Source organism: Pseudomonas sp. LARHCG127, from assembly GCF_052871455.1.
Genome location: NZ_JBIXJT010000016.1, coordinates 118,950 through 144,933, shown reverse-complemented (window position 1 = coordinate 144,933; position 25,984 = coordinate 118,950). Strand labels below are relative to the sequence as shown.

Here is a 25,984-nt window from a genome sequence, read left to right as displayed (position 1 = left end):
CCATATAACACCCAAGCAATTTGCTGACTCGAAAGAGCACCAGATTGCGGTGTGTGAAGACGAAACGAACCGAAAGTTCGAATCTCACAAAACACTGAAAGCTGTCACATACCCAATTTGCTGAAGCGAGGCCACCAGGCCACGATTCGGTACCTGAATTTCTTGACGACCATAGAGCATTGGAACCACCTGATCCCATCCCGAACTCAGCAGTGAAACGATGCATCGCCGATGGTAGTGTGGGGTTTCCCCATGTGAGAGTAGGTCATCGTCAAGATTAAATTCCGAAACCCCTATCTGCTGATGCAGGTAGGGGTTTTGTTTTGCCCGCAGGAAAGTTCTTACGACAAGCTCGGACTGCTCCCGGCTGTCACAGTCCCCCGACAGTGCTAAGGTTCTGCCCTAGCTTTTGCATTTTCAAGGATGCCTTTCATGCCGGACGCAACGTCCCTCAGCCCTGCTTTCATGGTGGTTCACGGGAATCGCCTTGATGAATTGCGCAGCCTGGTGATCAGCCTGATGCGGCGCTATCCGCTGGCTCCCCTTGAAAATGAAATCGCGCTGGTACAGAGCAATGGTATTGCCCAATGGCTCAAGCTCGCACTGGCTGAAGACCCGGAAGATGATGATTCCGGCGGCTGCGGTATCGCGGCGGCTATTGATGTGCAACTGCCAGGCAGCTTCATGTGGCAGCTCTATCGAATGGTCCTAGGGCGTGATGAGATTCCGGCCAAGTCGCTGTTGGACAAGGCTCCGCTAACCTGGCGCCTGATGCGCCTGTTGCCGCAGCTTATCGAGCAGCCGCATTTCGAACCTCTACGACGATTCCTTACCCACGACACCGACTTGCGCAAGCGCTATCAACTGTCCGAGCGCCTTGCCGATCTGTTCGACCAGTACCAGGTGTACCGGGCCGACTGGCTCGAGGACTGGGCTGAGGGTCGACACCAGACCCGAAATGTCCGAGGTGAAATCAAGCCGCTCGCGCCGGCGAATTGCTGGCAAGCGGAACTGTGGCGAGCCTTGTTGCTGGATGTGGGGGAACAAGGCATGGCGCAAAGCCGCGCAGGCGTCCACCAGCGCTACATCGAACGTATCAACAATCTGGAAGCAGCTCCGAAAGGCTTGCCCGCGCGAGTCATCGTGTTCGGTATTTCCTCGTTGCCTGCCCAAGTCCTCGAGGCGCTCGCCGGTCTTTCCCGGTTCAGCCAGGTTCTACTCTGCGTGCATAACCCGTGTCGCCACCATTGGGCGGACATCGTTGCCGACAAGGACTTGCTACGTCATCAATACAAGCGCCAGGCACGCAAGACCGGCATGCCCGCCGTCCTCGATCCACAAATCCTGCATCAACATGCCCATCCGTTATTGGCCGCCTGGGGCAAGCAGGGGCGCGACTATATCAACCTGCTCGACAGCTACGATGACCCCAACAGCTATCGCGCTGTATTTCGCGACGGGCGCATCGACCTGTTCACTGATGGGACCCCGACGACCCTTCTCAGCCAGTTGCAGGATGACATCCTGGAACTCCGTCCCCTGAATGAAACCCGGGAACACTGGCCCGTCGTCGACACGGAACGAGACGGCTCGATCCGTTTTCATGTGGCCCACGGCGCCCAGCGTGAAGTGGAAATTCTCCATGACCAGTTGCTGGCCCATTTCAGTGCGGATCCGACATTGCGCCCACGGGATATCATCGTCATGGTCCCGGACATCGACAGTTATGCGCCACACATTCGCGCGGTGTTCGGCCAGCTCGACAGGAGCGACCCGCGTTTCATTCCATTCACACTGACCGACCAGGGCCAGCGCGGACGTGATCCACTGCTGATCGCCGTCGAGCATTTGCTCAAGCTGCCGGACAGTCGTTTCCCGGTCAGCGAAATCCTCGATCTGCTGGATGTCCCGGCGTTGCGCGAACGGTTTGGTATCGATGAGGCCGACCTGCCGACATTGCATCGTTGGATCGAAGGGGCGGGGATTCGCTGGGGAATGAGTGCCGAACACCGCGCCGGGTTGGGCTTGCCCGCGGAGCTTGAGCAGAACAGCTGGCATTTCGGCTTGCGGCGCATGTTGCTGGGGTACGCCGTCGGCAGCTCGCAGGCCTATGACGGCATCGAACCCTATGACGAGATCGGTGGCCTGGACGCGGCGCTGATCGGTCCGCTGGTTGCTTTGCTGGATGCCTTGGAAGTCGCCCACCAGGAACTCACCCAGCCAGCATCGCCGCAGCAATGGGGTTCGCGTCTGCACGATCTGATGCGGTTGTTCTTCCAGGCGAGTAACGAGCATGACGACTATCTGCTGGCCCAACTCGAGGACTTGCGTGAAACCTGGCTGGAAACCTGTGAGTCGGTAGGGCTGCACGATGAACTGCCGCTGACGGTGGTGCGTGAAGCGTGGTTGGCCGGGCTGGATCAGGGGCGACTGTCCCAACGCTTCCTGGCCGGAGCCGTCAATTTCTGCACCTTGATGCCAATGCGTGCGATCCCCTTCAAGTTGGTGTGCCTGCTGGGGATGAATGATGGTGATTACCCAAGAGCCCAACCGCCTTTGGATTTCGATCTGATGGGCGGCGACTATCGCCCGGGCGATCGTTCTCGCCGTGAGGACGACCGTTACCTGTTGTTGGAAGCGCTGCTGTCGGCCCGGGAAAAGCTCTATATCAGTTGGGTGGGACGCAGTATCCGCGATAACAGCGAGCGGCCGGCATCGGTGTTGATCGGCCAACTGCGCGATCATCTCGCCAGTGGCTGGCGGTTGGCCGATGACAGCAAGTCCCTCCTCGATGCCCTGACTCAGGAGCATCCGCTGCAACCGTTCAGCGCGCGTTATTTCCATCAAGGAGACGAGCTGTTCAGTTACGCGAGCGAATGGCGAATGCTCCACGACATCTCCGATGACACTGACAAAACTCAGGTGCTGGAACCCTACGTCCAGGAGGAGCCCTTGGGCCTTGGTCAGTTGCAGGACTTCCTGCGCAACCCCGTCCGCCATTTCTTCAGCCAGCGGCTGAAAGTGTTCTTCGACGCCATCGAAGCACCTCTGGCCGATGACGAACCTTTCGTGCTCGACGCACTGCAACGCTACACCCTGAGCGACAGCCTGCTCGAGGCCGCCCTGGTACGCCTGGACCAGCCGGACCTGGCCTTGGCCGCCCATGCCCAGAGGCTCCAGAACAGCGGGCTGTTGCCGATGGCCGGGTTCGGTGAGTGCATGCAGCGCGAATTGATCGAACCCTTGCCGGATCTGCTCCAGCGCTACCAACAGCTTCTGGCGTTGTGGCCCACACCGCTGACCAGTGCTGTGCCGGTCAGCCTGCAACTGCAAGGAGTGAGTGTCGAAGGGTGGCTCAGTGGCCTACACCAACGCTCCGACGGTGCGGTTCTCGCCATCACCGCCATACCCAACAGCATCGGCTCCACCAAGACCCGCAAGTGGCATCGCCTGATACGGCCCTGGGTCAATCATCTCGTGGCCTGCGCTAACGGCTTGTCGTTGACCACGGCGCTGGTGGCCAGTGATGACAGCTTGCTGTTGCCACCTTTTGAAGAGCCCGCCGCAAAAAAAATGCTTGGCGACCTATTGCAGGCCTGGCAGGCCGGTATGCGCCAGCCGCTACCGATCGCGGTGAAGACGGCGTTCGCCTGGCTCGGCCAGAGTGATCCGCTCAAGGCCGAAGCTGCGGCGCGCAAAGCCTATGAGGGCGACGGACAGACGTTCGAGGGCGAGCGGCGGGAAAACCCGGCCTTGGCTCGACAGTTTCCTGATTTCGCGGCCTTGATGGCTGACGAAACATTCCCCGACTGGTGCGATGCGCTTTACCGACCATTGCTCGAAGCCCCGTGGCGTTCATTGGTCAGCGAGGAGACCCGTTCATGAGTCAGCAGGCACCATTGGCCCTGGCTTTCCCGCTGCGGGGCAGCCAACTGATCGAGGCCAGCGCCGGTACCGGCAAGACCTTCACCATTTCGGCGCTGTACCTGCGCCTGGTGCTAGGGCACGGCGGTTCGGCGTCCGGTTTTGGCCGCGAGTTGCTTCCGCCGCAAATCCTGGTCGTGACCTTTACGGACGCCGCCACCAAGGAGTTGCGTGAACGAATTCGCACCCGTCTGGCCGAAGCCGCACGTTTCTTTCGCGATGAGATTCCAGCTCCGGATTCACTGATCGGCGCATTGCGCGATGAATTCAGTGCCGAGCAATGGCCAGGTTGTGCGAATCGGCTGGACATCGCCGCGCAGTGGATGGACGAAGCGGCCGTCTCGACCATCCATAGCTGGTGCCAGCGCATGTTGCGTGAGCATGCCTTCGACAGCGGCAGCCTGTTCACCCAGACCCTGGAAACCGACCACAGCGAATTGCTGGGCGAGGTATTGCGCGATTATTGGCGGCTGTTCTGCTATTCGATGCAAGGCGAGGCGTTGAACTGGGTGCGTACCCATTGGGGAGGTCCAGCGGCGCTGTTGCCACGGGTGAGGGGGTTGTTTTCCAGCGAGCCTGGCGACGCTGACGGGCTTGAGCCTGCCGAGCTAATCGCCGCTTCGTTGCAGGAGCGCAGTGCCGCCTTGCTCGATCTCAAGGCGCCGTGGCGGCAATGGGCCGTGGAACTGTTGGAGATCTGCCAGCAAGGCGTCGCCAGCAAGTCTGTTGATGGACGCAAGATGCAGGCGCGTTACTTCGAACCGTGGTTTCAGAAAATCACCGCCTGGGTCGATGACGAAAGCCACGAGCTGCTGGATATCGGCACCGGGTTCACACGCCTGACGCCCGAGGGCATGGCCGAAGCCTGGAAAGGCGAAGTGCCCAACCATCCCGGGCTGGAGGCCATGGCCGGTCTCAAGGCCAACCTGGATGCGTTGCCCACCCCTGATGCCGCCGTGCTGCAGCATGCCGCGCAATGGGTCGGGACGCGTTTCGAAGCGGAGAAACGTCGCCGCGCCGAAATGGGCTTCGACGACATGCTGCTGCGTCTCGACGCGGCGTTGCAGGCCGACGGGGGCGAGCGCCTGGCGAGCCTGATCCGCGAGCAGTTTCCGGTGGCGCTGATCGATGAATTCCAGGACACCGACCCGGTTCAGTACCGGATCTTCGAAAGCATCTACCGTATTGAAGACAACGACCCCGGGACCGGACTTTTCCTGATCGGCGATCCGAAGCAAGCGATCTACGCCTTTCGCGGTGCCGACATCTACACCTACCTGCGCGCTCGCGAGGCCACGGCCGGCAGGTTGCATACGCTGGGCACGAACTTCCGTTCCAGTCATGCCATGGTGGGGGCGGTTAACCATATTTTCCAGAAGGCCGAGTCCCGCCCGAAGGGGCGTGGGGCCTTTCTGTTCCGTGAGCCTTCGGGTGATAACCCGGTGCCGTTCCTGTCCGTTGAGTCCCAGGGCCGCAAGGAGTCCCTACAGGTGGCAGGGCACGCCGTTGCGGCGCTGAACATCTGGCACCTGTCGTCGGACCAGCCGCTCTCCGGTGCGGTGTATCGGCAATCCATGGCAGCCGCCTGCGCCAGTGAGATCACGGCATTGCTCAACGGTGGGCAGTCGGGGCGCGACGGCTTCACCGTCGATGGCGAAACGCTGCGCGGGTTGCGCCCGGCGGATATCGCTATCCTGGTGCGCGACGGTAAAGAGGCGCAGGCCGTGCGCGACGAGTTGTCCACGCGGGGCGTGCGCAGTGTCTATCTATCCGACAAGGATTCGGTCTTTGCTTCGCAAGAGGCGCGGGATTTGCTGACCTGGCTCAAGGCCTGCGCCGAGCCGGATGTGGAGCGACCGCTACGGGCAGCGCTGGCCAGCATCACGTTGAACCTGCCGCTGACGGAGCTGGAGCGTCTCAATCAGGATGAGCTGGCCTGGGAAGCCCGGGTCATGCAGTTTCGCGGTTATCGCACGGTCTGGCGCAGCCAGGGCGTGCTGCCGATGTTGCGGCGTCTGCTGCATGATTTCGAATTGCCCCAGGCCCTGATGACGCGCAGCGATGGCGAGCGGGTGCTGACCAACTTGCTGCACCTGTGCGAACTGTTGCAGCAGGCCGCCGGCGAGCTGGATGGCGAACAAGCCTTGATCCGGCATTTGTCCGAGCACCTGGCCTTATCCGGACAGGCGGGAGAAGAGCAGATCCTGCGTCTGGAAAGCGATGAGCAGTTGGTCAAGGTGGTCACGATCCACAAGTCCAAGGGGCTTGAATATCCGTTGGTTTTCCTGCCCTTCATCTGTTCGACGAAACCGGTGGATGGCAGTCGATTGCCGTTGCATTACCACGACGAGGCCAACAAGGCGCAGATCAGTCTCAAGCCCACCGCCGAATTGATCGCCAAGGCCGATGATGAGCGACTGGCCGAGGATCTGCGGCTGCTCTACGTGGCACTGACCCGCGCACAACATGCCTGCTGGCTGGGTGTCGCGGACCTCAAACGGGGCAATAACAACAGCTCGATCCTGCATGTGTCCGCGCTGGGTTATCTGTTGGGCGGAGGTGCGCCGTTGACCGATACGGTGGAGCTGAGGCGTTGGCTGGAAGACCTGCAACACGGCAGCGTCGCGGTGAACTGCCAGCCCATGCCCGAAGCTACTGACGAGCACTATCGGCCGCCACGCAACGACGCCGTGTTGCTCGAGCCCTTGGTGCCCTTGCGAAAAGCCAGCGAAAATTGGTGGATCGCCTCCTACAGCGCCTTGCGCATCGGCGAAAGCCTGAGCGAAGGCAGCGATACCGCGCCGGAGAATCCACAGGCCCAGAAACTGTTCGACGATGAGCGTCTTGACCCGGACGCGCCCAGGGAGACGATCGCCGTCGGTGGCGACATCCACCGCTTTCCCCGCGGCCCCGGTCCCGGCACTTTTCTCCATGGCCTGCTGGAGTGGGCTGCCGGGGAAGGGTTTTCATCCGCGCCGGCAGATATCGAGGATGCCATTGCCCGACGCTGCAATCGCCGAGGTTGGAAAGGCTGGATCACCACGCTGAGCGACTGGCTGCAGCACTTGATCAAAATGCCCATGCCCGTCGGCAGCGACCAAGCGCCGGTGGTGCTCGAACAACTGACCCGGTTCCAGGTCGAGATGGAGTTCTGGTTCGCCAGCCACAAGGTCGATGTGCAAAAGCTCGATCAACTGGTTTGCCGGTTCACCCATGGCGGTGTCGCCCGCGTTGCGGCGGAGCCGGTGCTGCTCAACGGCATGTTCAAGGGCTTCATCGATTTGACGTTCGAGCACGACGGCCGGTACTACGTGGCCGATTACAAGTCCAACTGGCTGGGTGTCGATGACATGGCCTACACCGTACAGGCCATGGAACAGTCGATCCTGGACCATCGCTACGACCTGCAATACGTGCTGTACCTGTTGGCCCTGCATCGCCAGCTCAAGGCTCGGCTTCCCGATTATGACTACGACCGGCACGTCGGCGGCGCGCTGTACCTGTTCCTTCGTGGGACCCGCTCGACCAGCCAGGGCGTGTATTTCACCAAGCCGCCACGGGCCTTGATCGAGCAACTGGATCGGCTGTTCCAAGGGGCGCCCGAACCCAAGGCTGAGCCGGCGTGGGTACAGGGAGAATTGCTATGAGTCGTTCCTTTGCCGACCTGCTGCCCAAGGCGTCCGACGATGAAAGCCTGGTTGACCTGGCGCCTTTGAGCCGTGCGCAGGACCTGCTGTTGTTGCTGACGCGCTGGGTCGAGCGCGGCTGGCTGCGTGCCCTGGACAAGGCCTTCGTGGCGTTCCTCCATGAACTGGCGCCCGACGATGATCCATTGGTCCTGCTCGCCGCTGCGCTGACCAGCCATCAACTGGGTCATGGGCACGTTTGCCTGGATATATTCGAGACCCTCAAGGAACCGGACTTTGCCCTGTCGCTGCCCCCCGAGGGTGATCCGCAGACAGGCGCGATGCTGCTGCCCTCGCAAATATTGCAGACGCTCGACGGCGCCCATTGGTGCAAGGCCCTGGCGTCCAGTCGGCTGGTGGCCTTGGCTGTGGACGAGAGCGAAGAGGCGCAGCAACGTCCATTGGTACTGTCTGGCAAGCGTCTTTATCTGCGTCGCTACTGGGGGTATGAACGGCGGATCGACGAGGCGTTGCGCCAACGATTGGTCGAGCAGGAAGCGGCGCCCGGTGACCTGCGCGAGCGTTTGGACGGGCTGTTCGGGCCGGCCAATGCCAGCGGTCCGATCGATTGGCAGAAACTGGCCTGCGCGCTAGCGACCCGTGGGGCCTTCAGCATCGTGACCGGCGGCCCGGGCACCGGCAAGACCACCACCGTTGTGCGTCTGCTGGCCCTGTTGCAAGCTCCGGCCGTCGAGGCCGGGAAGCCGCTGCGGATTCGCCTGGCTGCGCCCACGGGCAAGGCGGCGGCGCGCCTGACCGAGTCCATCAGCCAGCAAGTCCGGACCCTGGATGTGGATGAGGCTGTGCGCGAACGTATTCCCTGCGACGTCACGACGGTCCATCGATTGCTAGGCAGTCGTCCCGGCACTCGGCATTTTCGTCACCATGCAGGCAATCGCTTGCCGCTGGATGTGCTGGTGGTCGATGAAGCGTCGATGATCGACCTGGAGATGATGGCCAATCTGCTGGACGCACTGCCGGCCCATGCACGGTTGGTGTTGCTGGGGGACAAGGACCAGTTGGCCTCGGTGGAAGCCGGTGCGGTGCTGGGGGATTTGTGTCGAGACGCCGAGGACGGCTGGTACAGCCCCCAGACCCGTGCCTGGCTGGAGTCGGTCAGTGGGGAAAACCTGGCGGCCAGCGACCTGCAGCAAGACCTCAATGGCACTCATCCCCTGGCGCAGCAAGTAGTCATGCTCAGGCATTCCCGGCGCTTCGGAGAAGGCAGTGGGATCGGTCAGCTCGCTCGTTCGGTCAACCAGCAACAGCCGGAAAAAGCCCGGCAATTATTGGATAACGGGCAGTACGTCGATTTGTTTTCCTTGAAATTGGCAGGTGAACACGACACGAAGCTGGAAAAACTGTCACTCGACGGCAAGCCAGAAGGACCCAAGGGTTATCGGCATTACCTGAGCCTGCTGCGGCAGCGCCGTCCGGCCATTTCTCAGCCATTGGAAGACCATTGCTGGGCCGATTGGGCCCGTGAGGTCCTGGCGGCCTTCGACGAATTCCAATTGCTTTGCGCGGTGCGCAAAGGCCCGTGGGGCGTCGAAGGATTGAACCAGCGAATCACCGCGGCATTGCTCAAGGCCCGCCTTATCGATAGCGATCACCAGTGGTACGAAGGCCGTCCGGTACTGATGACTCGTAACGACTATGGGCTGGGGTTGATGAACGGTGATATCGGCATTGCCCTCAAGCTCCCCGAGCGTGACGGGCCGGATGCCGGCAAACAGGTCCTGCGGGTCGCTTTCCCGCGCAATGACGGCCAAGGTGGCGTGCGTTTCGTCCTGCCCAGCCGCCTGAATGACGTGGAAACCGTGTATGCCATGACGGTGCACAAATCCCAGGGCTCGGAATTCACCCATACCGCGTTGATCCTTCCGGATGCGCTCAACCCGGTCTTGACCAAGGAATTGGTGTACACCGCCATTACCCGGGGCAAGCAATGGTTCAGCCTGATCGAACCGCGGGCGGGGGTCTTCGAAGAGGCGGTCGGGCGCAAGGTCAAGCGCTTGAGCGGTTTGATGCTGGTGTTGGAGCAGGCTGACTGAATCATTGGCTTTCAAGGATTCATGTCCTTCTGGCAACCTGGCCTGTTTCGCTTTCAAGCCTGCGTAACACGCTGTCTCGCTGGCTTTTTGGCACTGTGCTATCGTTCCGGCACTTATCGTCTGGATCAAGAGATTTTCCATGGAAGTGCCTGTAGGGGAGGCAGTGCGCAGCAAGGGCTGGGGGCATGTTCTGCTTGCCGGCCTTTTGTGTTTGCTGCTGCCTGTCGCGGTTGCCCAGGAGCAGGCCTCCACGACCCAGGCCGAGCAGCGGGCCGAAGCGGTGACCCAAGTGGTCTTGGGCATTCTCAGTTATGCCCGCTGGCCGGTGGAACCCACTCAACTGCAACTGTGCATCGTCGGGCCGACCCAATACACCGACGATCTGGTCAAGGGCACCACCCAGGCCACGGGGCGGCCGGTAATAGTGCAGCGGTTGTTGGCCGATCATCCCAATATCGCCACTGAGTGCAACGCGGTCTACGTCGGCAGGCTGACCAACGATGAGCACACCCGTCTGTTTGCGTCCTTGATCGGCAAGCCCGTGTTGAGCATCAGTGAGGGCGGCGACCAGTGCACCGTGGGTAGCCTGTTCTGCCTGCGGGTAGGTGATGAACAAGTGTCTTTCGAGGTCAACCTCGATTCCGTGGCACGTAGTGGCGTGCGCATCCATCCGAGTGTGCTGCAGCTTTCCCGCCGCAGGTCCGCAACCCCATGAAGCAGAGCAAACCAAGGGTCCGTCCCACCCTGGGCTCGGTCATCGGTCGCGGTCATCTGATCGTCGCATTGGTGGCCATTACCATGGCCAGTGTGTCCCTGACCTTGCTCGGGCTGTTGGCGCTGCGAGTCTATGCGGATCACAACCTGCACTTGATCGCCCGTTCGATCAACTACACCGTGGAGGCCGCCGTGGTCTTCGATGATTCGGCCGCGGCCACCGAGGCACTGGCCTTGATCGCCTCCACCGAGGAGGTCGCCGATGCCGAGGTATTCAATGAACACGGCCGTCTGTTGGCGCGCTGGCAACGACCGCAAACCGGCCTGTTGTCGGAACTGGAAGTGCACATTGCCAAGGCATTCCTGGAAAAGCCCATCAGCCTGCCGATCGTTCACCAAGGGCAGAACATTGGTCGCATCGTGTTGGCGGGGCATGGCGGTAGCCTGTTGCGCTTTTTGCTCAGCGGTTTGGCGGGGATCATCCTGTGCACCGCGGTGAGTGCCTGGGTGGCGCTTTACCTGGCGCGGCGGCAGTTGCGGGCGATCACCGGGCCGCTGCGCAGCCTGGCCGAGGTGGCCCACGCGGCCCGCAGTGAACGAGCCTTGGACCGACGCGTGCCGCCGGCCGCCATCGCCGAACTGGATAATCTGGCCAATGACTTCAACGCGCTGCTCGATGAACTGGAATCCTGGCAGACCCACTTGCAAAGCGAAAACGAAACCTTGGCCCACCAGGCCAGCCACGACAGCTTGACCGGCTTGCCGAACCGGGCATTTTTCGAAGGTCGATTGATTCGCGCCTTGCGCAATGCCAGCAAGCTCAATGAACAAGTGGCCGTGCTGTACCTGGACAGTGATCGGTTCAAGGGCATCAATGACAATTTCGGCCACGCCGCCGGCGACGCGGTGCTGATGGCCGTGGCGACCCGGGTCCGGGCGCAGTTGCGCGAGGATGACTTGGTCGCGCGCTTGGGGGGCGACGAATTCGCCGTGCTGCTGGCGCCTTTGCACAAGGCCGAGGACGCTGAGCTGATTGCTGAAAAGATCATCGCCAGTATGGAAATGCCGATTCAATTGCCCGGCAACGCCTCCGTGTTGACCTCCCTCAGTATCGGCATTGCCGTTTTTCCCGATCACGGTGCCACACCGGGCACCCTGCTACACGCCGCCGATGCAGCCATGTATCAAGCCAAACGCCTCGCCCGAGGCGGTCAACATACGGCGGGGTCGGATCACTCCGTCGCTGATCTTCAAACCAGGAGCTGACTCGTGCGTTCATCCCTTCAAATTTCCCTGCGCTGGTTCGCGGCGCTTTTCCTGCTTGCCGTCGTGGCCCTGAGCGGTTGCCAGACGGCACCGCCGAAAGGCCTGACCCCGGCGCAAATTGCCGTACTCAAGCAACAAGGTTTCGAACTGACTGACGATGGCTGGGCCTTCGGTTTGTCGGGCAAGGTGCTGTTTGGCAGCGATGTGGAAAACCTCAACCCGGCCAGTACCGAAATCGTCGAGCGCATTGGCAAGGCGCTGCTGGGGGTGGGCATCGAGCGGGTACGCGTCGATGGTCATACCGACGCATCGGGCTCCCAGGCCTACAACGAACAACTGTCGAAGCGTCGGGCCGCGAGCGTGAGCAAGGTGCTGGCCAGCGTTGGCATGCGCGAAGAGAACGTTCAGTTGCGCGGGCTCGGTAGCAGCAAGCCGGTCGCGTCCAACGATACGGTCGAGGGCCGCACCGAAAACCGCCGCGTCGCCATCGTGGTCATCGCCGACTAGTCGGCGAATACCATCTCCCGACGCTCACCCATCAGCAATGGCCGGTTCTGTTCAGTCACCTCGCGGATGTAATCCCACAACAGCGTAATCCGCTTCAACTTCCTCAAATCCTCCCGGCAGTACATCCAGAACTGCCGGGTGACGTTGATTTCCTCCGGCAGCACCGGCAACAGCCGTGGATCCTGGGCGGCGAGGAAGCAGGGCAGGATTGCCAGCGAACGGCCTTGCTGCGCTGCCACGAATTGCGCGATCACACTGGTGCTGCGCAGGTGGGCATTGGCGCCGGGCAGGACGTTGGCCAGGTAGAGCAACTCGGAACTGAACGCCAGGTCATCCACGTAGCTGATGAATGAGTGCCTGGTCAGGTCGGCCGGGCGCTGGATCGGTGGGTGATTGTCCAGGTAAGGCTGGGTGGCGTAGAGCTGCAGTCGGTAGTCGCACAGTTTGCAGCACACATACGGGCCGTGTTCGGGGCGTTCGAGGGCGATGACGATGTCGGCCTCGCGCTTGGACAGGCTGATGAAGTGTGGCAGCGGCAGGATGTCCACCGAGATGGCTGGGTAGGCGTCGACGAAGTGGCTCAACTGCGGGGTGATGAAGAAGCTGCCGAAGCCTTCGGTGCAGCCCATGCGCACGTGGCCGGACAACGCGACGCCAGAGCCCGAGACCTGCTCGCAGGCCATGTGCAAAGTGCTTTCGATCGATTCGGCATAACCCAGCAAGCGCTGGCCTTCGGCCGTCAGGACAAACCCGTTGGTCCGGGATTTCTCGAACAGCAGCGTGCCCAACGAGGCTTCCAGCGAGCTGATGCGTCGCGACACCGTGGTGTAGTCGACGGCCAGGCGCTTGGCGGCCGTGCTGGCCTTGCGGGTGCGGGCCACTTCGAGGAAAAACTTGAGGTCGTCCCAATTCAGCGACCCCAGGGAGGTGATGTTTTTTTGCATGATGGACCGGCTTTTATGTGCATTCTTATTAGAAGTTTGCACATCTATACTCCAAAAACCGTCTCATCACCAACCGTGCTCGCGCACCTTGGTCTTTGCTGAACCAGCGCTCTCTCATAAGAACAATCCCGGAGGCCAGCATGAACGTTTCCCTTACGCCCAGCGATACCACCCTGCAAACCGTCAGACTGCTGATCGATGGCGAGTGGGTCGAATCCCAATCCAGCGAATGGCACGACATCGTCAACCCGGCCACCCAGCAGGTGTTGGCGAAGGTTCCGTTCGCCACGGCCGCGGAAGTCGATGCCGCCATTGCCGCTGCCCAGCGTGCGTTCCAGACCTGGAAATTGACGCCCATCGGCGCGCGGATGCGCATCATGCTCAAGCTCCAGGCATTGATCCGCGAGCATTCCAAGCGCATCGCCGCGGTGCTCAGCGCCGAGCAGGGCAAGACCATCGCTGATGCCGAGGGTGATATCTTCCGTGGCCTGGAAGTGGTCGAGCACGCTTGCTCCATCGGTACCCTGCAAATGGGCGAGTTCGCCGAGAACGTCGCCGGTGGCGTGGACACCTACACGCTGCGCCAGCCGATCGGCGTGTGTGCGGGCATTACGCCGTTCAACTTCCCGGCGATGATTCCGCTGTGGATGTTCCCGATGGCCATCGCCTGCGGTAACACGTTCGTGCTCAAGCCGTCGGAACAGGATCCGCTGTCGACCATGCTGCTGGTGGAGCTGGCCATCGAGGCCGGCGTCCCGGCGGGTGTGCTCAACGTGGTGCATGGCGGCAAGGACGTGGTGGATGCGCTCTGCACCCACAAGGACATCAAGGCCGTTTCCTTTGTCGGTTCGACTGCGGTCGGCACCCATGTCTATGACCTGGCGGGTCGCCATGGCAAGCGCGTGCAATCGATGATGGGCGCCAAGAATCATGCGGTGGTGCTGCCCGATGCCAATCGTGAACAAACCCTCAACGCCCTGGTCGGTGCCGGTTTCGGCGCGGCGGGCCAGCGTTGCATGGCCACTTCCGTGGTGGTGATGGTGGGTGCGGCAAAACAGTGGTTGCCAGAGCTCAAGGCCTTGGCACAAAAACTCAAGGTCAACGCCGGCAGCGAGCCGGGCACCGACGTCGGTCCGGTGATTTCCAAGCGGGCCAAAGCGCGGATCCTCGAGTTGATCGAGAGCGGTGTGCAGCAAGGCGCGAAGCTGGAACTCGATGGCCGAGGCATCAGCGTGCCGGGCTTCGAGCAAGGCAACTTCGTCGGCCCGACCCTGTTTTCCGGCGTGACCACCGACATGCGCATCTACACCGAAGAAATCTTCGGGCCGGTGCTGGTGGTGCTGGAAGTCGACACCCTCGACCAGGCGATTGCCTTGGTCAACGCCAACCCATTCGGCAACGGCACGGGTCTGTTCACCCAGAGCGGTGCGGCAGCGCGCAAATTCCAGAGCGAAATCGACGTCGGCCAGGTGGGCATCAACATCCCGATTCCGGTGCCGGTGCCGTTCTTCAGCTTCACCGGTTCCCGCGGTTCGAAACTCGGCGACCTCGGCCCGTACGGCAAACAAGTGGTGCAGTTCTACACTCAGACCAAGACCGTGACCGCGCGCTGGTTCGATGACAACAGCGTCAATGACGGTGTGAACACCACCATCAATTTGCGTTAAGGAGCCGGACATGAACATCGCATTTATCGGCCTGGGCAACATGGGCGCCCCGATGGCGCGCAACCTGCTCAAGGCCGGCCATTCGCTGAACCTGTTCGACCTGAACCAGACGGTACTGGCCGAACTGGCAGCATTGGGCGGTACCATCAGCGCCTCGCCGCGCGACGCAGCCCAGGGCGCGGCAATGGTCATCACCATGCTGCCGGCCGCCGCCCATGTGCGCAGTGTCTGGCTGGGTGAAGACGGTGTGCTGGCCGGTATCGCCGCTGGCACGCCGGCAGTGGATTGCAGCACCATCGATCCGCAAACCGCCCGTGACGTAGCGGCTGCCGCGGCGAAACAAGGCGTGGCGATGGCCGATGCGCCGGTCTCGGGCGGCACTGGCGGCGCGGCGGCGGGCACGTTGACCTTCATGGTCGGCGCCACGGCTGAGTTGTTTGCCACCTTGCAACCGGTGCTGGCGCAAATGGGTCGTAACATTGTGCATTGTGGTGAAGTCGGTACCGGGCAGATTGCCAAGATCTGCAACAACCTGCTGCTGGGAATTTCCATGGTGGGCGTCAGCGAAGCCATGGCCCTGGGCGATGCCTTGGGGATCGACACCCAAGTGCTGGCCGGCATCATCAATAGCTCAACGGGCCGCTGCTGGAGTTCGGACACCTACAACCCGTGGCCGGGCGTGATCGAAACGGCCCCGGCGTCCCGAGGCTATACGGGTGGCTTTGGCGCCGACCTGATGCTCAAGGACCTGGGCCTGGCGACCGAAGCCGCGCGGCAGGCCCATCAGCCGGTGGTGCTGGGGGCTGTGGCGCAACAGTTGTACCAGGCGATGAGCCAGCGCGGCGAGGGCGGCAAGGACTTTTCGGCGATTGTGAACAGCTATCGCAAGCCGCAGTAAACCTGTGATATCGAGAGGCTTTTGTGGCGAGGGAGCTTGCTCCCGCTGGGCTGCGTAGCAGCCCTGTTTGTTGGCGGTTGCTGCGCAACCGAGCGGGAGCAAGCTCCCTCGCCACAGAGCTGAAGCGGTGAAGTTTTCACGGTTGTTTTCCGAGAGACCACGTCGGGTGGTCTCTCGGTTTTTTGTTTCAGGCGAAGACGAAATATTTACGCACGGTCTCGACCACTTCCCAGGTGCCTTTCATGCCGGGTTCGATGACGAAAATATCACCGGCGCGCAGATGGATCGGCTCCAGGCCCTCTGGGGTGATGATGCAGTAGCCTTCCTGGAAATGGCAGTACTCCCACTTCACGTATTCCACATACCATTTGCCCGGTGTGCAGATCCAGGTGCCCATGATCTTGCTGCCGTCTTCGCTGGTGTAGGCGTTGAGGTTGACGGTGTGCGGGTCGCCTTCGAGTTTTTCCCATTTGCAGGCATCGAGTACGGGCAGCGGATGGGTGTCGCGCAGGACGGTGATGGGGGCGGTCATGTGAGCTCCGAAAGGGCGGAAGAGGACAGGCACCCTAACGCGCGGCAGGGGTGGGTAGATGTCTGTAGTCGACACCGGGCTATCCAGAAACGCGCATCAATCGGCCAGATGCCGAGCCAGGGCCTTGGCGTAGGTGGGCAAACCTTCGAAGTTGCGGGCGCACAGCAGCAGCGCCCGGTGGGTCCAGGCCTCGTGCAGTGGGACGCATTGATACGACAGCTCGGTCGGTCGCCGATCGACGGCCGCCTTCGGCACGATGGCAATGCCTGCGCCATGGGTCACCATGCGAATCATCCCGTCGAAACCCTCGGCGCGAATGCGGATTTGCATGCGCGAGCCGATGTGCAGGGCCTGTTCTTCCAGGTGGATCGCCAGGGCACTGGCGGCGTTCAGGCCGACATAGTCGTGGCTGAGGGTTTCGCTGAAACGCACGGTTCGACCGTCAGCCATGGGATGTCCGTTCGGTAGGATCAATACCAGCGGATCGTCGCGAAACGGCCAGGCCTGAAGGCCATCGGTGTCCACCGCGTCGGAAACGATCCCCAAGTCCGCCGCGCCCTCGCGCAGCGCATGGGTGATCCGTGAGCTGGGCAACTCCTGCAAGTCGATGTCGAGGTTGGGATGGGTCTTGAGAAAGCCGGCCAGCAGTTCGGGCAGGTACTCGGTCATGGCGCTGGTGTTGCACAGCAATCGCACCCGGCCTTTGACGCCCTTGGCGTATTCGGCCAAGTCCTGCTGCAGGCGTTCGGCCTGTTGCAGCAGGACCCGGGCGTGCTCGGCCAGGGCCCTGCCAGCCGGCGTTGGGGTTACGCCTCGTCGTCCGCGTTCAAGCAGGTCGATGCCCAGGGAAGCTTCCATGGCCCGGACTCGCGCACTGGCCGCGGCCAGGGACAAATGGCTGCGGGCCGCACCGGCGGTGATGTTGCCGGTGTCGAGGATGTTCAGGTAGAGGCGCAGGTCGGTGAGGTCGAAGTGCATGGGCGAGGGGCCTCTCTCAAGTGTTGCGGTGTTTGGTTTATCGTCATCGCGAGCAAGCTCGCTCCCACAGTTTGAAATGCAATCCCCTGTGGGAGCGAGCTTGCTCGCGAAGGCGCCAGTAGCATCCACAAAATCTACAGCCTCTTGCTAAAAGAGAGGCACCCTCAGTATATGGCAGATTTTCAAGCCAAGCCCCGGGGCGCACGATAGCCCCATGAACACACTCACCGCTTTCTATCAGAATCTCGGCCTGGCCCTTTCTTTACTGGTCATCGGCACCTTCCTGCTGGCCGGCACCATCAAGGGTGTGATCGGCCTCGGCCTGCCGACCATCTCCATGGGGTTGCTCGGTCTGGCTATGGCACCGGCGCAGGCTGCGGCGCTGCTCATCATTCCGGCAACCCTGACCAATCTCTGGCAACTGGCGTTTGGCGGTCATCTGCAAGCCCTGATCCGGCGCTTGTGGCCGCTGTTGCTGGCGATTTTCATCGGCACCGGGCTCGGTACGCTGTGGCTCGGCATGACAGGCGGGGCCTGGGTGGTGCGGGCCTTGGGCGGGGCGTTGTTGCTGTATGCGCTGAGCGGCCTGTTGCTGCCAACGCTGCGGGTCGGTCCGGATGCCGAGCCGTGGATCGCTCCGCTCTGCGGATTGCTGACCGGCCTCATCACTTCCGCCACTGGCGTATTCGTCATTCCGGCAGTGCCTTATCTGCAAGCGCTGGGCTTGAGCAAGGATGAACTGGTGCAGGCCCTGGGCCTGTCATTCACTGTTTCGACCCTGGCCCTGGCCGCCGGCCTGCTGTGGCGCGGCGAGCTGGGCGGGGGCGAATTGAGTGCTTCGTTGTTGGCGCTGGCCCCGGCGCTGCTGGGGATGTGGCTGGGGCAATGGCTGCGCCAGCGGATCAGCGCCGTGTTGTTCAAACGGGTATTTTTCATCGGCCTCGGTGCGCTCGGCGGCCATCTGCTGGTCAGCGGCTAGCCGAGGACGGGCTGAGCATGTCGACGCGGCGGATGTCGAAGTCGCGCTCCAGATAATCCATGCGTTGTTCGGAAAATTGCTTCATGTGCGGCAGGTTCGAATGCACCTCCAGGTGTGCCTGGGATGCCCAGATCTCATAGAAGATAAACAGCGTTGGATCCTGTTGGTCCCGCAGCATGTGATATTCGATGCAGCCAGGCTCGGCACGGCTTGGTTCGACGTAGGCGCGGAACAGCGCCTCGAAGGCCTCGGCTTTTTCCGGACGGGTCTTGGCGTGCAGGATGAAACCGTGCAGTTCGCTCATGGAGAGGGCTCCTGAATTAAAAGAGGTGCCGAAGCTTACGGCAACAATCGGTCATCCATTCTTGCGTATAGGTCAAATCACTTTTGTCGTTGCGGTGCTTATTCCGCGCGAAGCTCGTCGGTACTCTGCCGCCATCAATTTCAATCTTTCCATGCGGCGGCCAGCCAACGGCCCACGCTGTGGAACCCGATGAGGCTCCCCATGAAAAAAGTCCTGTTGCTCAACGGCGGCAAACAATTCGCCCATTCCGACGGTCGCTACAACGCCACCCTCCACGAGACGGCGCTCAGCGTGCTGGACCGTGGCGGGTTTGATGTGAAAACCACTTTCATCGATGGCGGCTACGACCTCCAGGAGGAAGTCGCCAAGTTCCTCTGGGCCGACGTGATCATTTACCAGATGCCAGGTTGGTGGATGGGCGCGCCGTGGACCGTGAAGAAGTACATCGACGAAGTCTTCACTGAAGGCCACGGAAGCCTCTACGCCAGTGACGGTCGGACCCGTTCCGATGCCTCGCAGAAATACGGCAGCGGCGGCCTGATCCAAGGCAAGCAGTACATGTTGTCCCTGACCTGGAACGCCCCGCAGCAAGCCTTCGACGACCCGAGCGATTTCTTCGAAGCCAAGGGTGTGGACGCGGTGTACTTCCCGTTCCACAAGGCCAATCAATTCCTCGGCATGACCGGCCTGCCGACCTTCCTGTGCGTGGATGTGATGAAGCGCCCGAACATCGAAGAAGATGTGGCGCGGTATGAGCGGCATTTGCGCGAGGTGTTCGGCCTTTCGCGGTAATCCAGCTACTATCGGGACTTACCCGAACGCAATCCTGCACCCAAGGCGAGCGGGCTTCTGTGGCGAGGGAGCTTGCTCCCGCTGGGCTGCGTAGCAGCCCCCCAAAAAGCGGCCGCTGCGCGCTGGAGCGCCAGCCCGGCCGAGCAGGAGCAAGCTCCCTCGCCACAAAAGCATCCTTCACACTGGATGTGCATTCCACGAGAGGCTGTCTGTGAAAGCCAGATCCGACGAGTTGCAGATTTTCGTCTGCGTGATCGAATGCGGATCCATCTCCGCCGCCGCCGAGCAAGTCGGGCAGACGCCGTCGGCGGTCAGCCGCACGTTGTCGCGGCTGGAGGCCAAGCTCGATACCACGCTGATCAACCGCACCACGCGGCGCATGGACCTGACCGAAGAGGGCAAGTATTTCTTCGAACAGGCCAAAGGCATCCTCGACCAGATGGATGAGCTGGAAGAGCGCCTGTCGTCTCGCCAGAAAAATCCTTCAGGACGCTTGCGGATCAACGCGGCCTCGCCGTTCATGCTGCACGCCATCGTGCCGCACATCGAAGAATTCCGCCGGCTTTACCCGGACATCCAACTCGAACTCAACAGCAACGACCTGATCATCGACCTGTTGGAGCAAAGCACTGACATCGCCATCCGCATCGGCACCCTTATCGACTCGACGCTCCACGCCCGCTCCCTGGGTTGCAGCCCGTTGCACATCCTCGCCAGCCCGGCCTATTTGAAGCAGCACGGCACTCCCACAAGCGTCGCCGAACTGTCGGAGCATGCGCTGCTGGGGTTTGCCCAGAACGAAGGCCTCAACCAGTGGCCGCTGCGTCACCAACATGGCGATCGCTGGCCGATCCAGGCCGCCATCAGCGCGTCCAGCGGCGAGACCGTGCGTCACTTGGCGCTGCAAGGGCAGGGCATTGCCTGCCTGTCAGACTTCATGACCCGCGACGACATCCAGGCCGGCCGGCTGAAGGTGCTGCTGGCCGATGCCAACAGCGGCTACCGCCAGCCGATCAACGCGGTGTACTACCGCAATTCGCAGCTGGCCCTGCGGATCCAGTGTTTCCTGGACTTCATCCAGGGCAAGCTCGCCGACTACGCCTCGCGGGAGTTCAAGGGTTGATTCGAAGCTTCAAGGCAAGAGTGATTTGGGCAATGAGTGTGCGCGGCAACAATGTCCGTGAGCTGCTGGGGTGGGCACCGAAGCGGACGTCGGTGGTGGAATGGATTCTTGAAGAAATGGTGTGATCCGTCAGTAAAACATAGGACCTGTGGGAGCGGGGGGGGGGGGGGGGGGGGGGGGGGGGGGTGGGGGGTGGGGGGGGGGGTGGGGGGGCCCGGCAGGCGAGGGCTTGCTCGCGAAAGCGGTGTGTCAGGCAACATTGGCGCAGACTGACACACCGCATTCGCGAGCAAGCCCGCTCCCACATTTGATCGCCAGTGACCACTCTATCTTCATCAGTCCTATAACCCCCTGTGGGTGTTGCTTCAGTCGTGTTGCACGCCCGCGCGCTTGAGCATTTGTTTGCAGCGCTCGGACAGGTGATACACGCGCAGGTGCTTGCCCGCTTTGCTGTAGCGCTCACGCAAGGTCTTGAGCGCGGCGACGGCCGAGTAGTCGACGAAGCGCAAGTGACGGCAATCGAGGGTCACCAGGGCCGGGTCGTTGGCCGGGTCGAACTGGTTGAGAAACGGCGTCGACGAGGCGAAAAACAGCGTGCCGTGCAGGCGATACAGCTTGCTGCCATCGGCTTCCTCATGGGTGTCGGCATACAGCTCCCGGGCTTGTTGCCAGGCGAAGTTGAGCGCCGCGATGATAATCCCGCAGAGCACGGCCACTGCCAGGTCGGTGAACACCGTGATGACCGTCACTGCGATGATGACCAGCACATCGTTGGCCGGCACTTTGTTGACCACCCGCAACGAGGCCCAGGCGAACGTCTGCTGCGCCACCACGAACATCACGCCCACCAGTGCCGCCAGCGGAATGCGCTCGATCAACGGCGACAGGAACAACACGAACAGCAACACCATCACCCCGGCCACCACGCCCGATAACCGTCCGCGTCCGCCGGAGCTGAGGTTGATCATCGTCTGGCCGATCATCGCGCAACCGCCCATGCCGCCCAGCAATCCAGAGGCCATGTTGGCCGCGCCCAATGCCACGCATTCACGGTCCGGATACCCACGGCTCTCGGTGATTTCATCGGTCAGGTTCGCCGGTGGACCGTCGGCTGCCGGGGAGTGGTGCAAAAACAGGTGCGGATGGTACGGAATTGAGTGCGGGGCGGCCAGCCGTTGGTCGATTGTGCTGGTGAATTTGGGGCCGCTTCGCAGCCCAGCGGGAGCAAGCTCCCTCGCCACAAAAGCGATGAAAATCTTGCGCTGAATTTTCATCAACGCCGTGTCGCGTTGTCCGTCAGCGACAAGTTTTACCTCTGCGCGAAAATTACTTTCAACGGGTTTGAAGATTCTTCGTCGAAATGATTTAAGAGTTTCACAACACATCGACGTGACCCCATTCGAGGAGTAACGCATGGCACCTGCTTTCGGTTATTGGCTATTGGTCTATGCGACCATCGCTATCATCGCGCTGATCGTCCTGATCGCGCGCTACCGGCTCAATCCGTTCATCGTGATTACCCTGGTCTCCATTGGCCTGGCGTTGCTGGCCGGGATGCCGCCGTCGGGTGTGGTGGGGGCGTACGAGGCGGGTGTCGGCAAGACGCTGGGGCACATTGCGCTGGTGGTGGCCCTGGGCACCATGCTCGGCAAGATGATGGCCGAGTCCGGCGGGGCCGAGCGCATGGCGCAGACGCTGATCGAACGTTTCGGCGAGCGCAACGCCCACTGGGCGATGGTGTGCATTGCCTTCCTCGTGGGGTTGCCGTTGTTCTTCGAGGTCGGTTTTGTGCTGCTGGTGCCCATCGCGTTCACTATCGCCCGGCGTGTGGGCGTGTCGATCCTGATGGTGGGGCTGCCGATGGTCGCCGGGCTTTCGGTGGTCCATGCGCTGGTGCCGCCGCATCCGGCGGCGATGCTGGCGGTGCAGGCGTTCCAGGCCTCGGTGGGGCAGACCTTGCTGTACGCGATCCTGATCGGCATTCCCACTGCGATCATCGCCGGCCCGCTGTACGCCAAGTTCATCGTGCCGCGCATCCAGCTACCGGCCGAGAACCCGCTGGAGCGACAATTTCTCGACCGTGAACCGCGAGCCAACCTGCCGGGTTTCGGCGTGACCCTGGGGACCATCCTGCTGCCGGTGATCCTGATGCTGATCGGCGGCTGGGCCAACCTCATCTCCACGCCGGGCAGCGGTTTCAACCAGTTCCTGCTGTTCATCGGCAACTCGGTGATCGCTCTGCTGCTGGCGACCATCCTCAGTTTCTGGACCCTCGGCCTGGCCCAGGGATTCAACCGCGAATCGATCCTTAAGTTCACCAACGAATGCCTGGCGCCGACTGCCAGCATCACTTTGCTGGTGGGCGCCGGTGGTGGTTTGAACCGGATCCTGGTGGACGCCGGGGTCACGCAGCAGATCGTCGGCCTGGCCGAGGAATTCCAGTTGTCACCGCTGGTCATGGGCTGGCTGTTCGCCGCGCTGATGCGGGTTGCCACGGGTTCGGCCACGGTGGCGATGACCACGGCCTCGGGCATCGTCGCGCCGGTGGCGATTGGCCTGGGTTATCCCCATCCCGAGCTGCTGGTGCTGGCGACCGGCGCCGGGTCGGTTATCTTTTCCCACGTCAACGACGGCGGCTTCTGGCTGATCAAGGAATACTTCAATATGACCGTCACGCAGACCTTCAAGACCTGGACGGTGCTTGAAACACTGATATCCCTGGTCGCGTTCGCCCTGACCCTCGGGCTTGCGCGCGTGCTTTGACCGCCACTGCAAGGAGTCGTCATGGACATCCTCTACCAGATCCGTGCCCGTCAGGATTCCTTCAGCGCCGGCGAAGGAAGAATCGCCCGGCTGATGCTCGAAGACGTAGGCTTTGCTGCCTCCGCCAGCCTCGATGAACTGGCCCAACGGGCGGAAGTCAGCAGCGCCACCCTGTCGCGCTTCGCCCGCACCGTCGGTTGCCGCGACCTGCGAGACCTACGCCTGCAACTGGCCCAGGCCAGCGGCGTCGGCAGCCGTTTCCTCGACCCGGCCGGCGCGCCGGAGCAGTCGGCGTTTTATGGACAGATCGTCGGCGATATCGAAGCGACACTGCGCCAACATCTGTCAGGGTTCGAAGAGTCGCGGTTTGGCGATGCCGTGAGGATGATCGGCAAGGCACGGATGATCCATGCGTTCGGCCTGGGCGGCTGGTCGGCGCTGTGCGGCGAGGAATTGCAAGTGCGGCTGGTGCGTTTTGGCTACCCGATTGCCGCCTGCCGCGACCCGGTGATGATGCGCATCACCGCTACCTCGCTGAGCGACCAGCATCTGGTCATCGCCTGCTCACTGACCGGTATCACGCCGGAGCTGTTGAGTGCGGTTGAACTGGCCCGCAGCTACGGCGCGGCGATCCTGGCCATCACCCGCGCCGACTCGCCACTGGCCCAAGTGGCCGATTGCGTGCTGCCCCTGCAAAGCGCCGAGACTTCCTTCATCTACAAACCCACGGCGGCGCGCTACGGCATGCTGCTGGCCATCGACGTGCTCGCCACCGAGCTGGCGCTGGCCCACCCCGAAGACAATCAAGAGCGCCTGCGGCGAGTCAAGCTCGCCCTGGACGATTACCGCGGCGGCGACGACCACTTGCCGCTGGGAGACTGACATGCTGTACGACACGCTTATCCGCAATGCGCTGGTCATCGACGGCAGCGACACGCCCGGCTACCACGCCGACGTAGCGATCCACGGCGGTCGCATCCAACGCATCGGCGAGCTGCGCGATGCCCGGGCCGAGGAAGACATCGACGCCGCCGGCCGCGTGCTGGCGCCAGGCTTCATCGATGTACACACCCACGACGACACAGTGGTCATTCGCCAACCGCAGATGCTGCCCAAGCTCAGCCAGGGCGTGACCACCGTGATCGTCGGCAACTGCGGCATCAGCGCCGCGCCGGTGAGCCTGCGGGGCGATCCGCCAGACCCAATGAACCTGCTCGGCACGGCCCAGGCGTTCACCTACCCACGCTTTGCCGATTATCGCGCAGCGGTGGAAGCGGCGACGCCAGCGGTCAACGTGGCTGCGTTGGTCGGGCACACGGCGTTGCGCAGTAATCATATGGACGATTTGTTGCGCACGGCCTCGGTAGGAGAAATCACCGCCATGCGTCGGCAATTGCGCGAAAGTCTGGAGGCCGGTGCCTTGGGGTTGTCCACCGGCCTCGCCTACGCCAACGCCTTTGCAGCGTCCACTGACGAGGTCATGCAACTGACCGAAGAATTGAGCGCATTCGGCGCCGTCTACACCACCCACCTGCGCAGCGAATTCGAACCGGTGCTCGAGGCCATGGACGAGGCGTTCCAGATTGGCCGTCATGCGCAGAGTCCGGTGATCATTTCCCACCTCAAATGCGCCGGCGCCGGTAATTGGGGACGAAGCCCGCAGGTGCTCGCGGCATTGGAAAACGCGGCGAAAACCCATCCGGTCGGTTGCGACTGCTACCCCTACGCGGCCAGCTCCTCGACCTTGGACCTCAAGCAAGTGACCGATGCCCATCGCATCACCATCACCTGGTCGACACCTCACCCGTCGGTGGGCGGACGCGACCTTATCGACATCGCCCGCGATTGGGAGGTGTCGCTGTTGGAGGCGGCGCGGCGCCTGCAACCGGCAGGCGCGGTGTACTACGGCATGGATGAAGGCGACGTACGACGGATCCTCGCCCACCCGTTGTCCATGGTCGGCTCTGACGGTTTGCCCGAAGACCCGTTTCCCCATCCGCGTTTGTGGGGCGCTTTTCCACGGGTCCTGGGACATTTCAGTCGTGACGTCGGGCTTTTTCCGTTGCACACCGCCGTGCACAAGATGACTGGCCTTTCCGCAGTACGTTTCGGCCTCAAGCACCGGGGTGAAATCCGTGAAGGCCATTGGGCGGACCTGGTGTTGTTCAATCCCCACACCATTCGGGACGTCGCTGATTTCAATGAACCTCAGCGGGCAGCCGAAGGCATTGACGGTGTGTGGGTCAACGGTGTCCTGAGCTATCGCGACGGCCAGGCGAATGGGCGCCGGGAGGGGCGCTTCCTGGCACGCGAAGGCGATCTGCGTCGAGGCTTTGGTCCATCGAATGGCGTGTAAATGGCTAATGGGGTGTTAATTGGCGTCACAATAATGGCATTGCGACACTAAAGAAGCCGGGTTTAAAGCCGAAGCATTGGAGTCAACCCATCTACACTGGGTCTTTTCAGCCAGGGAGCAACCCATGAGCTTCGGTAAAACCACCCCGATCCTGCGGATCTTCGATGAAGCCAAGGCGTTGGCGTTCTATGTCGACTTCCTGGGCTTTACCGTTGACTGGCAACACCGCTTCGGTGACAACTTTCCCCTCTACCTCCAAGTCTCCCGCGGGGACTGCGTGCTGCACCTGTCCGAGCACCATGGCGATTGCACGCCGGGCTCGGCGCTGCGGATCGAAACCGATGAGCTGGAAGCCTTCCAGCAGCAATTGCTTGCCAAGCAATACCGCTACGCCCACCCACAAATCCAGGCCATGCCCTGGGGCAGCCAGGACATGGCGATCAGTGATCCGTTCGGGAATCGGTTGGTGTTTACCAGCGCCATTAGTATCTGAACAG

General features: G+C 61.9%; 19 protein-coding genes, 1 rRNA gene and 1 pseudogene. 16 read left to right on the top strand and 5 right to left on the bottom strand.

Annotated elements, in window-relative coordinates:
• The first annotated feature begins 161 nt into the window (after positions 1 to 161).
• The 7 genes from rrf (at position 162) to ACIPQ1_RS24145 (ending at position 12,151) form a co-directional block, all read left to right on the top strand.
• Positions 162 to 277: ribosomal RNA gene (gene rrf / locus ACIPQ1_RS24175) — 5S ribosomal RNA — on the top strand.
• A 155-nt stretch (positions 278 to 432) separates the two neighbouring features.
• Positions 433 to 3,885 (top strand): exodeoxyribonuclease V subunit gamma, encoded by a 3,453-nt coding sequence (gene recC / locus ACIPQ1_RS24170; protein WP_446534904.1) that lies wholly within the window; start codon positions 433 to 435, stop codon positions 3,883 to 3,885.
• Positions 3,882 to 7,571, top strand: coding sequence for an exodeoxyribonuclease V subunit beta (gene recB, locus ACIPQ1_RS24165; RefSeq protein ID WP_411386424.1), 3,690 nt, complete (start codon positions 3,882 to 3,884; stop codon positions 7,569 to 7,571). Before recC ends, recB begins: the two co-directional genes overlap by 4 nt.
• On the top strand, positions 7,568 to 9,664 hold the full coding sequence (recD, locus tag ACIPQ1_RS24160; protein WP_446534903.1) for an exodeoxyribonuclease V subunit alpha: 2,097 nt from the start codon (positions 7,568 to 7,570) through the stop codon (positions 9,662 to 9,664). The genes recB and recD overlap by 4 nt, the downstream gene beginning before the upstream one ends.
• 139 nt (positions 9,665 to 9,803) lie before the next feature.
• The gene (locus ACIPQ1_RS24155) at positions 9,804 to 10,379 is read left to right on the top strand and encodes a YfiR family protein (protein WP_250963954.1); all 576 of its coding nucleotides are present in this window, start codon (positions 9,804 to 9,806) and stop codon (positions 10,377 to 10,379) included.
• Positions 10,376 to 11,644: a diguanylate cyclase domain-containing protein gene (locus ACIPQ1_RS24150; RefSeq protein WP_411386426.1), complete on the top strand. Its 1,269-nt coding sequence runs from the start codon at positions 10,376 to 10,378 to the stop codon at positions 11,642 to 11,644. The genes ACIPQ1_RS24155 and ACIPQ1_RS24150 overlap by 4 nt, the downstream gene beginning before the upstream one ends.
• Before the next feature lie 3 nt (positions 11,645 to 11,647).
• Positions 11,648 to 12,151, top strand: coding sequence for an OmpA family protein (locus ACIPQ1_RS24145; protein WP_411386427.1), 504 nt, complete (start codon positions 11,648 to 11,650; stop codon positions 12,149 to 12,151).
• On the opposite strand, the gene ACIPQ1_RS24140 is transcribed toward ACIPQ1_RS24145, so the two are convergent.
• Positions 12,148 to 13,095, bottom strand: a complete 948-nt coding sequence (locus ACIPQ1_RS24140) for a LysR family transcriptional regulator (protein WP_411386428.1) — start codon at positions 13,093 to 13,095, stop codon at positions 12,148 to 12,150. The two genes, ACIPQ1_RS24145 and ACIPQ1_RS24140, sit on opposite strands and share 4 nt — an antisense overlap.
• A 140-nt stretch (positions 13,096 to 13,235) precedes the next feature.
• Here ACIPQ1_RS24140 and ACIPQ1_RS24135 point away from each other — a divergent pair, with 140 nt between their 5' ends.
• Both ACIPQ1_RS24135 and mmsB read left to right on the top strand, forming a co-directional pair.
• Complete coding sequence (locus ACIPQ1_RS24135) at positions 13,236 to 14,762, top strand: CoA-acylating methylmalonate-semialdehyde dehydrogenase (protein WP_446534902.1); 1,527 nt, start codon at positions 13,236 to 13,238, stop codon at positions 14,760 to 14,762.
• A gap of 10 nt (positions 14,763 to 14,772) precedes the next feature.
• On the top strand, positions 14,773 to 15,660 hold the full coding sequence (gene mmsB / locus ACIPQ1_RS24130; protein ID WP_250963949.1) for a 3-hydroxyisobutyrate dehydrogenase: 888 nt from the start codon (positions 14,773 to 14,775) through the stop codon (positions 15,658 to 15,660).
• Between the two features lie 187 nt (positions 15,661 to 15,847).
• Here mmsB and ACIPQ1_RS24125 read toward each other — a convergent pair whose 3' ends face one another.
• Both ACIPQ1_RS24125 and ACIPQ1_RS24120 read right to left on the bottom strand, forming a co-directional pair.
• Positions 15,848 to 16,192, bottom strand: a complete 345-nt coding sequence (locus tag ACIPQ1_RS24125; protein ID WP_060739285.1) for a cupin domain-containing protein — start codon at positions 16,190 to 16,192, stop codon at positions 15,848 to 15,850.
• A gap of 96 nt (positions 16,193 to 16,288) precedes the next feature.
• Entirely contained in the window at positions 16,289 to 17,170 is an 882-nt protein-coding gene (locus ACIPQ1_RS24120; RefSeq protein ID WP_446534901.1) for a LysR substrate-binding domain-containing protein, read from the bottom strand.
• A gap of 214 nt (positions 17,171 to 17,384) precedes the next feature.
• Here ACIPQ1_RS24120 and ACIPQ1_RS24115 point away from each other — a divergent pair, with 214 nt between their 5' ends.
• Positions 17,385 to 18,149: a sulfite exporter TauE/SafE family protein gene (locus tag ACIPQ1_RS24115; RefSeq protein WP_446534900.1), complete on the top strand. Its 765-nt coding sequence runs from the start codon at positions 17,385 to 17,387 to the stop codon at positions 18,147 to 18,149.
• Here ACIPQ1_RS24115 and ACIPQ1_RS24110 read toward each other — a convergent pair.
• Positions 18,139 to 18,453: a putative quinol monooxygenase gene (locus ACIPQ1_RS24110; protein ID WP_207963412.1), complete on the bottom strand. Its 315-nt coding sequence runs from the start codon at positions 18,451 to 18,453 to the stop codon at positions 18,139 to 18,141. The genes ACIPQ1_RS24115 and ACIPQ1_RS24110 overlap by 11 nt on opposite strands.
• A 201-nt stretch (positions 18,454 to 18,654) precedes the next feature.
• On the opposite strand from ACIPQ1_RS24110, the gene ACIPQ1_RS24105 reads away from it, so the two are divergent.
• Positions 18,655 to 19,245, top strand: a complete 591-nt coding sequence (locus ACIPQ1_RS24105; RefSeq protein ID WP_250963946.1) for an NAD(P)H-dependent oxidoreductase — start codon at positions 18,655 to 18,657, stop codon at positions 19,243 to 19,245.
• Positions 19,246 to 19,456: 211 nt separating this feature from the next.
• The gene (locus ACIPQ1_RS24100) at positions 19,457 to 20,368 is read left to right on the top strand and encodes a LysR substrate-binding domain-containing protein (protein ID WP_250963945.1); all 912 of its coding nucleotides are present in this window, start codon (positions 19,457 to 19,459) and stop codon (positions 20,366 to 20,368) included.
• 365 nt (positions 20,369 to 20,733) lie between these two features.
• Here the strand turns inward: ACIPQ1_RS24100 and ACIPQ1_RS24095 are convergent.
• A pseudogene (locus ACIPQ1_RS24095) lies at positions 20,734 to 21,462 on the bottom strand (SulP family inorganic anion transporter); the annotation flags it as partial.
• A 319-nt stretch (positions 21,463 to 21,781) separates the two neighbouring features.
• On the opposite strand from ACIPQ1_RS24095, the gene ACIPQ1_RS24090 reads away from it, so the two are divergent.
• From ACIPQ1_RS24090 to ACIPQ1_RS24075, 4 genes are all read left to right on the top strand, one after another.
• Complete coding sequence (locus ACIPQ1_RS24090; RefSeq protein WP_411386434.1) at positions 21,782 to 23,131, top strand: GntT/GntP/DsdX family permease; 1,350 nt, start codon at positions 21,782 to 21,784, stop codon at positions 23,129 to 23,131.
• A gap of 21 nt (positions 23,132 to 23,152) precedes the next feature.
• On the top strand, positions 23,153 to 24,013 hold the full coding sequence (locus ACIPQ1_RS24085) for a MurR/RpiR family transcriptional regulator (protein ID WP_434704929.1): 861 nt from the start codon (positions 23,153 to 23,155) through the stop codon (positions 24,011 to 24,013).
• A 1-nt stretch (position 24,014) separates the two neighbouring features.
• On the top strand, positions 24,015 to 25,487 hold the full coding sequence (locus tag ACIPQ1_RS24080; protein ID WP_446534899.1) for an N-acyl-D-amino-acid deacylase family protein: 1,473 nt from the start codon (positions 24,015 to 24,017) through the stop codon (positions 25,485 to 25,487).
• Positions 25,488 to 25,611: 124 nt separating this feature from the next.
• Positions 25,612 to 25,980: a glyoxalase superfamily protein gene (locus ACIPQ1_RS24075; protein WP_250963940.1), complete on the top strand. Its 369-nt coding sequence runs from the start codon at positions 25,612 to 25,614 to the stop codon at positions 25,978 to 25,980.
• Positions 25,981 to 25,984 lie beyond the last annotated feature (4 nt).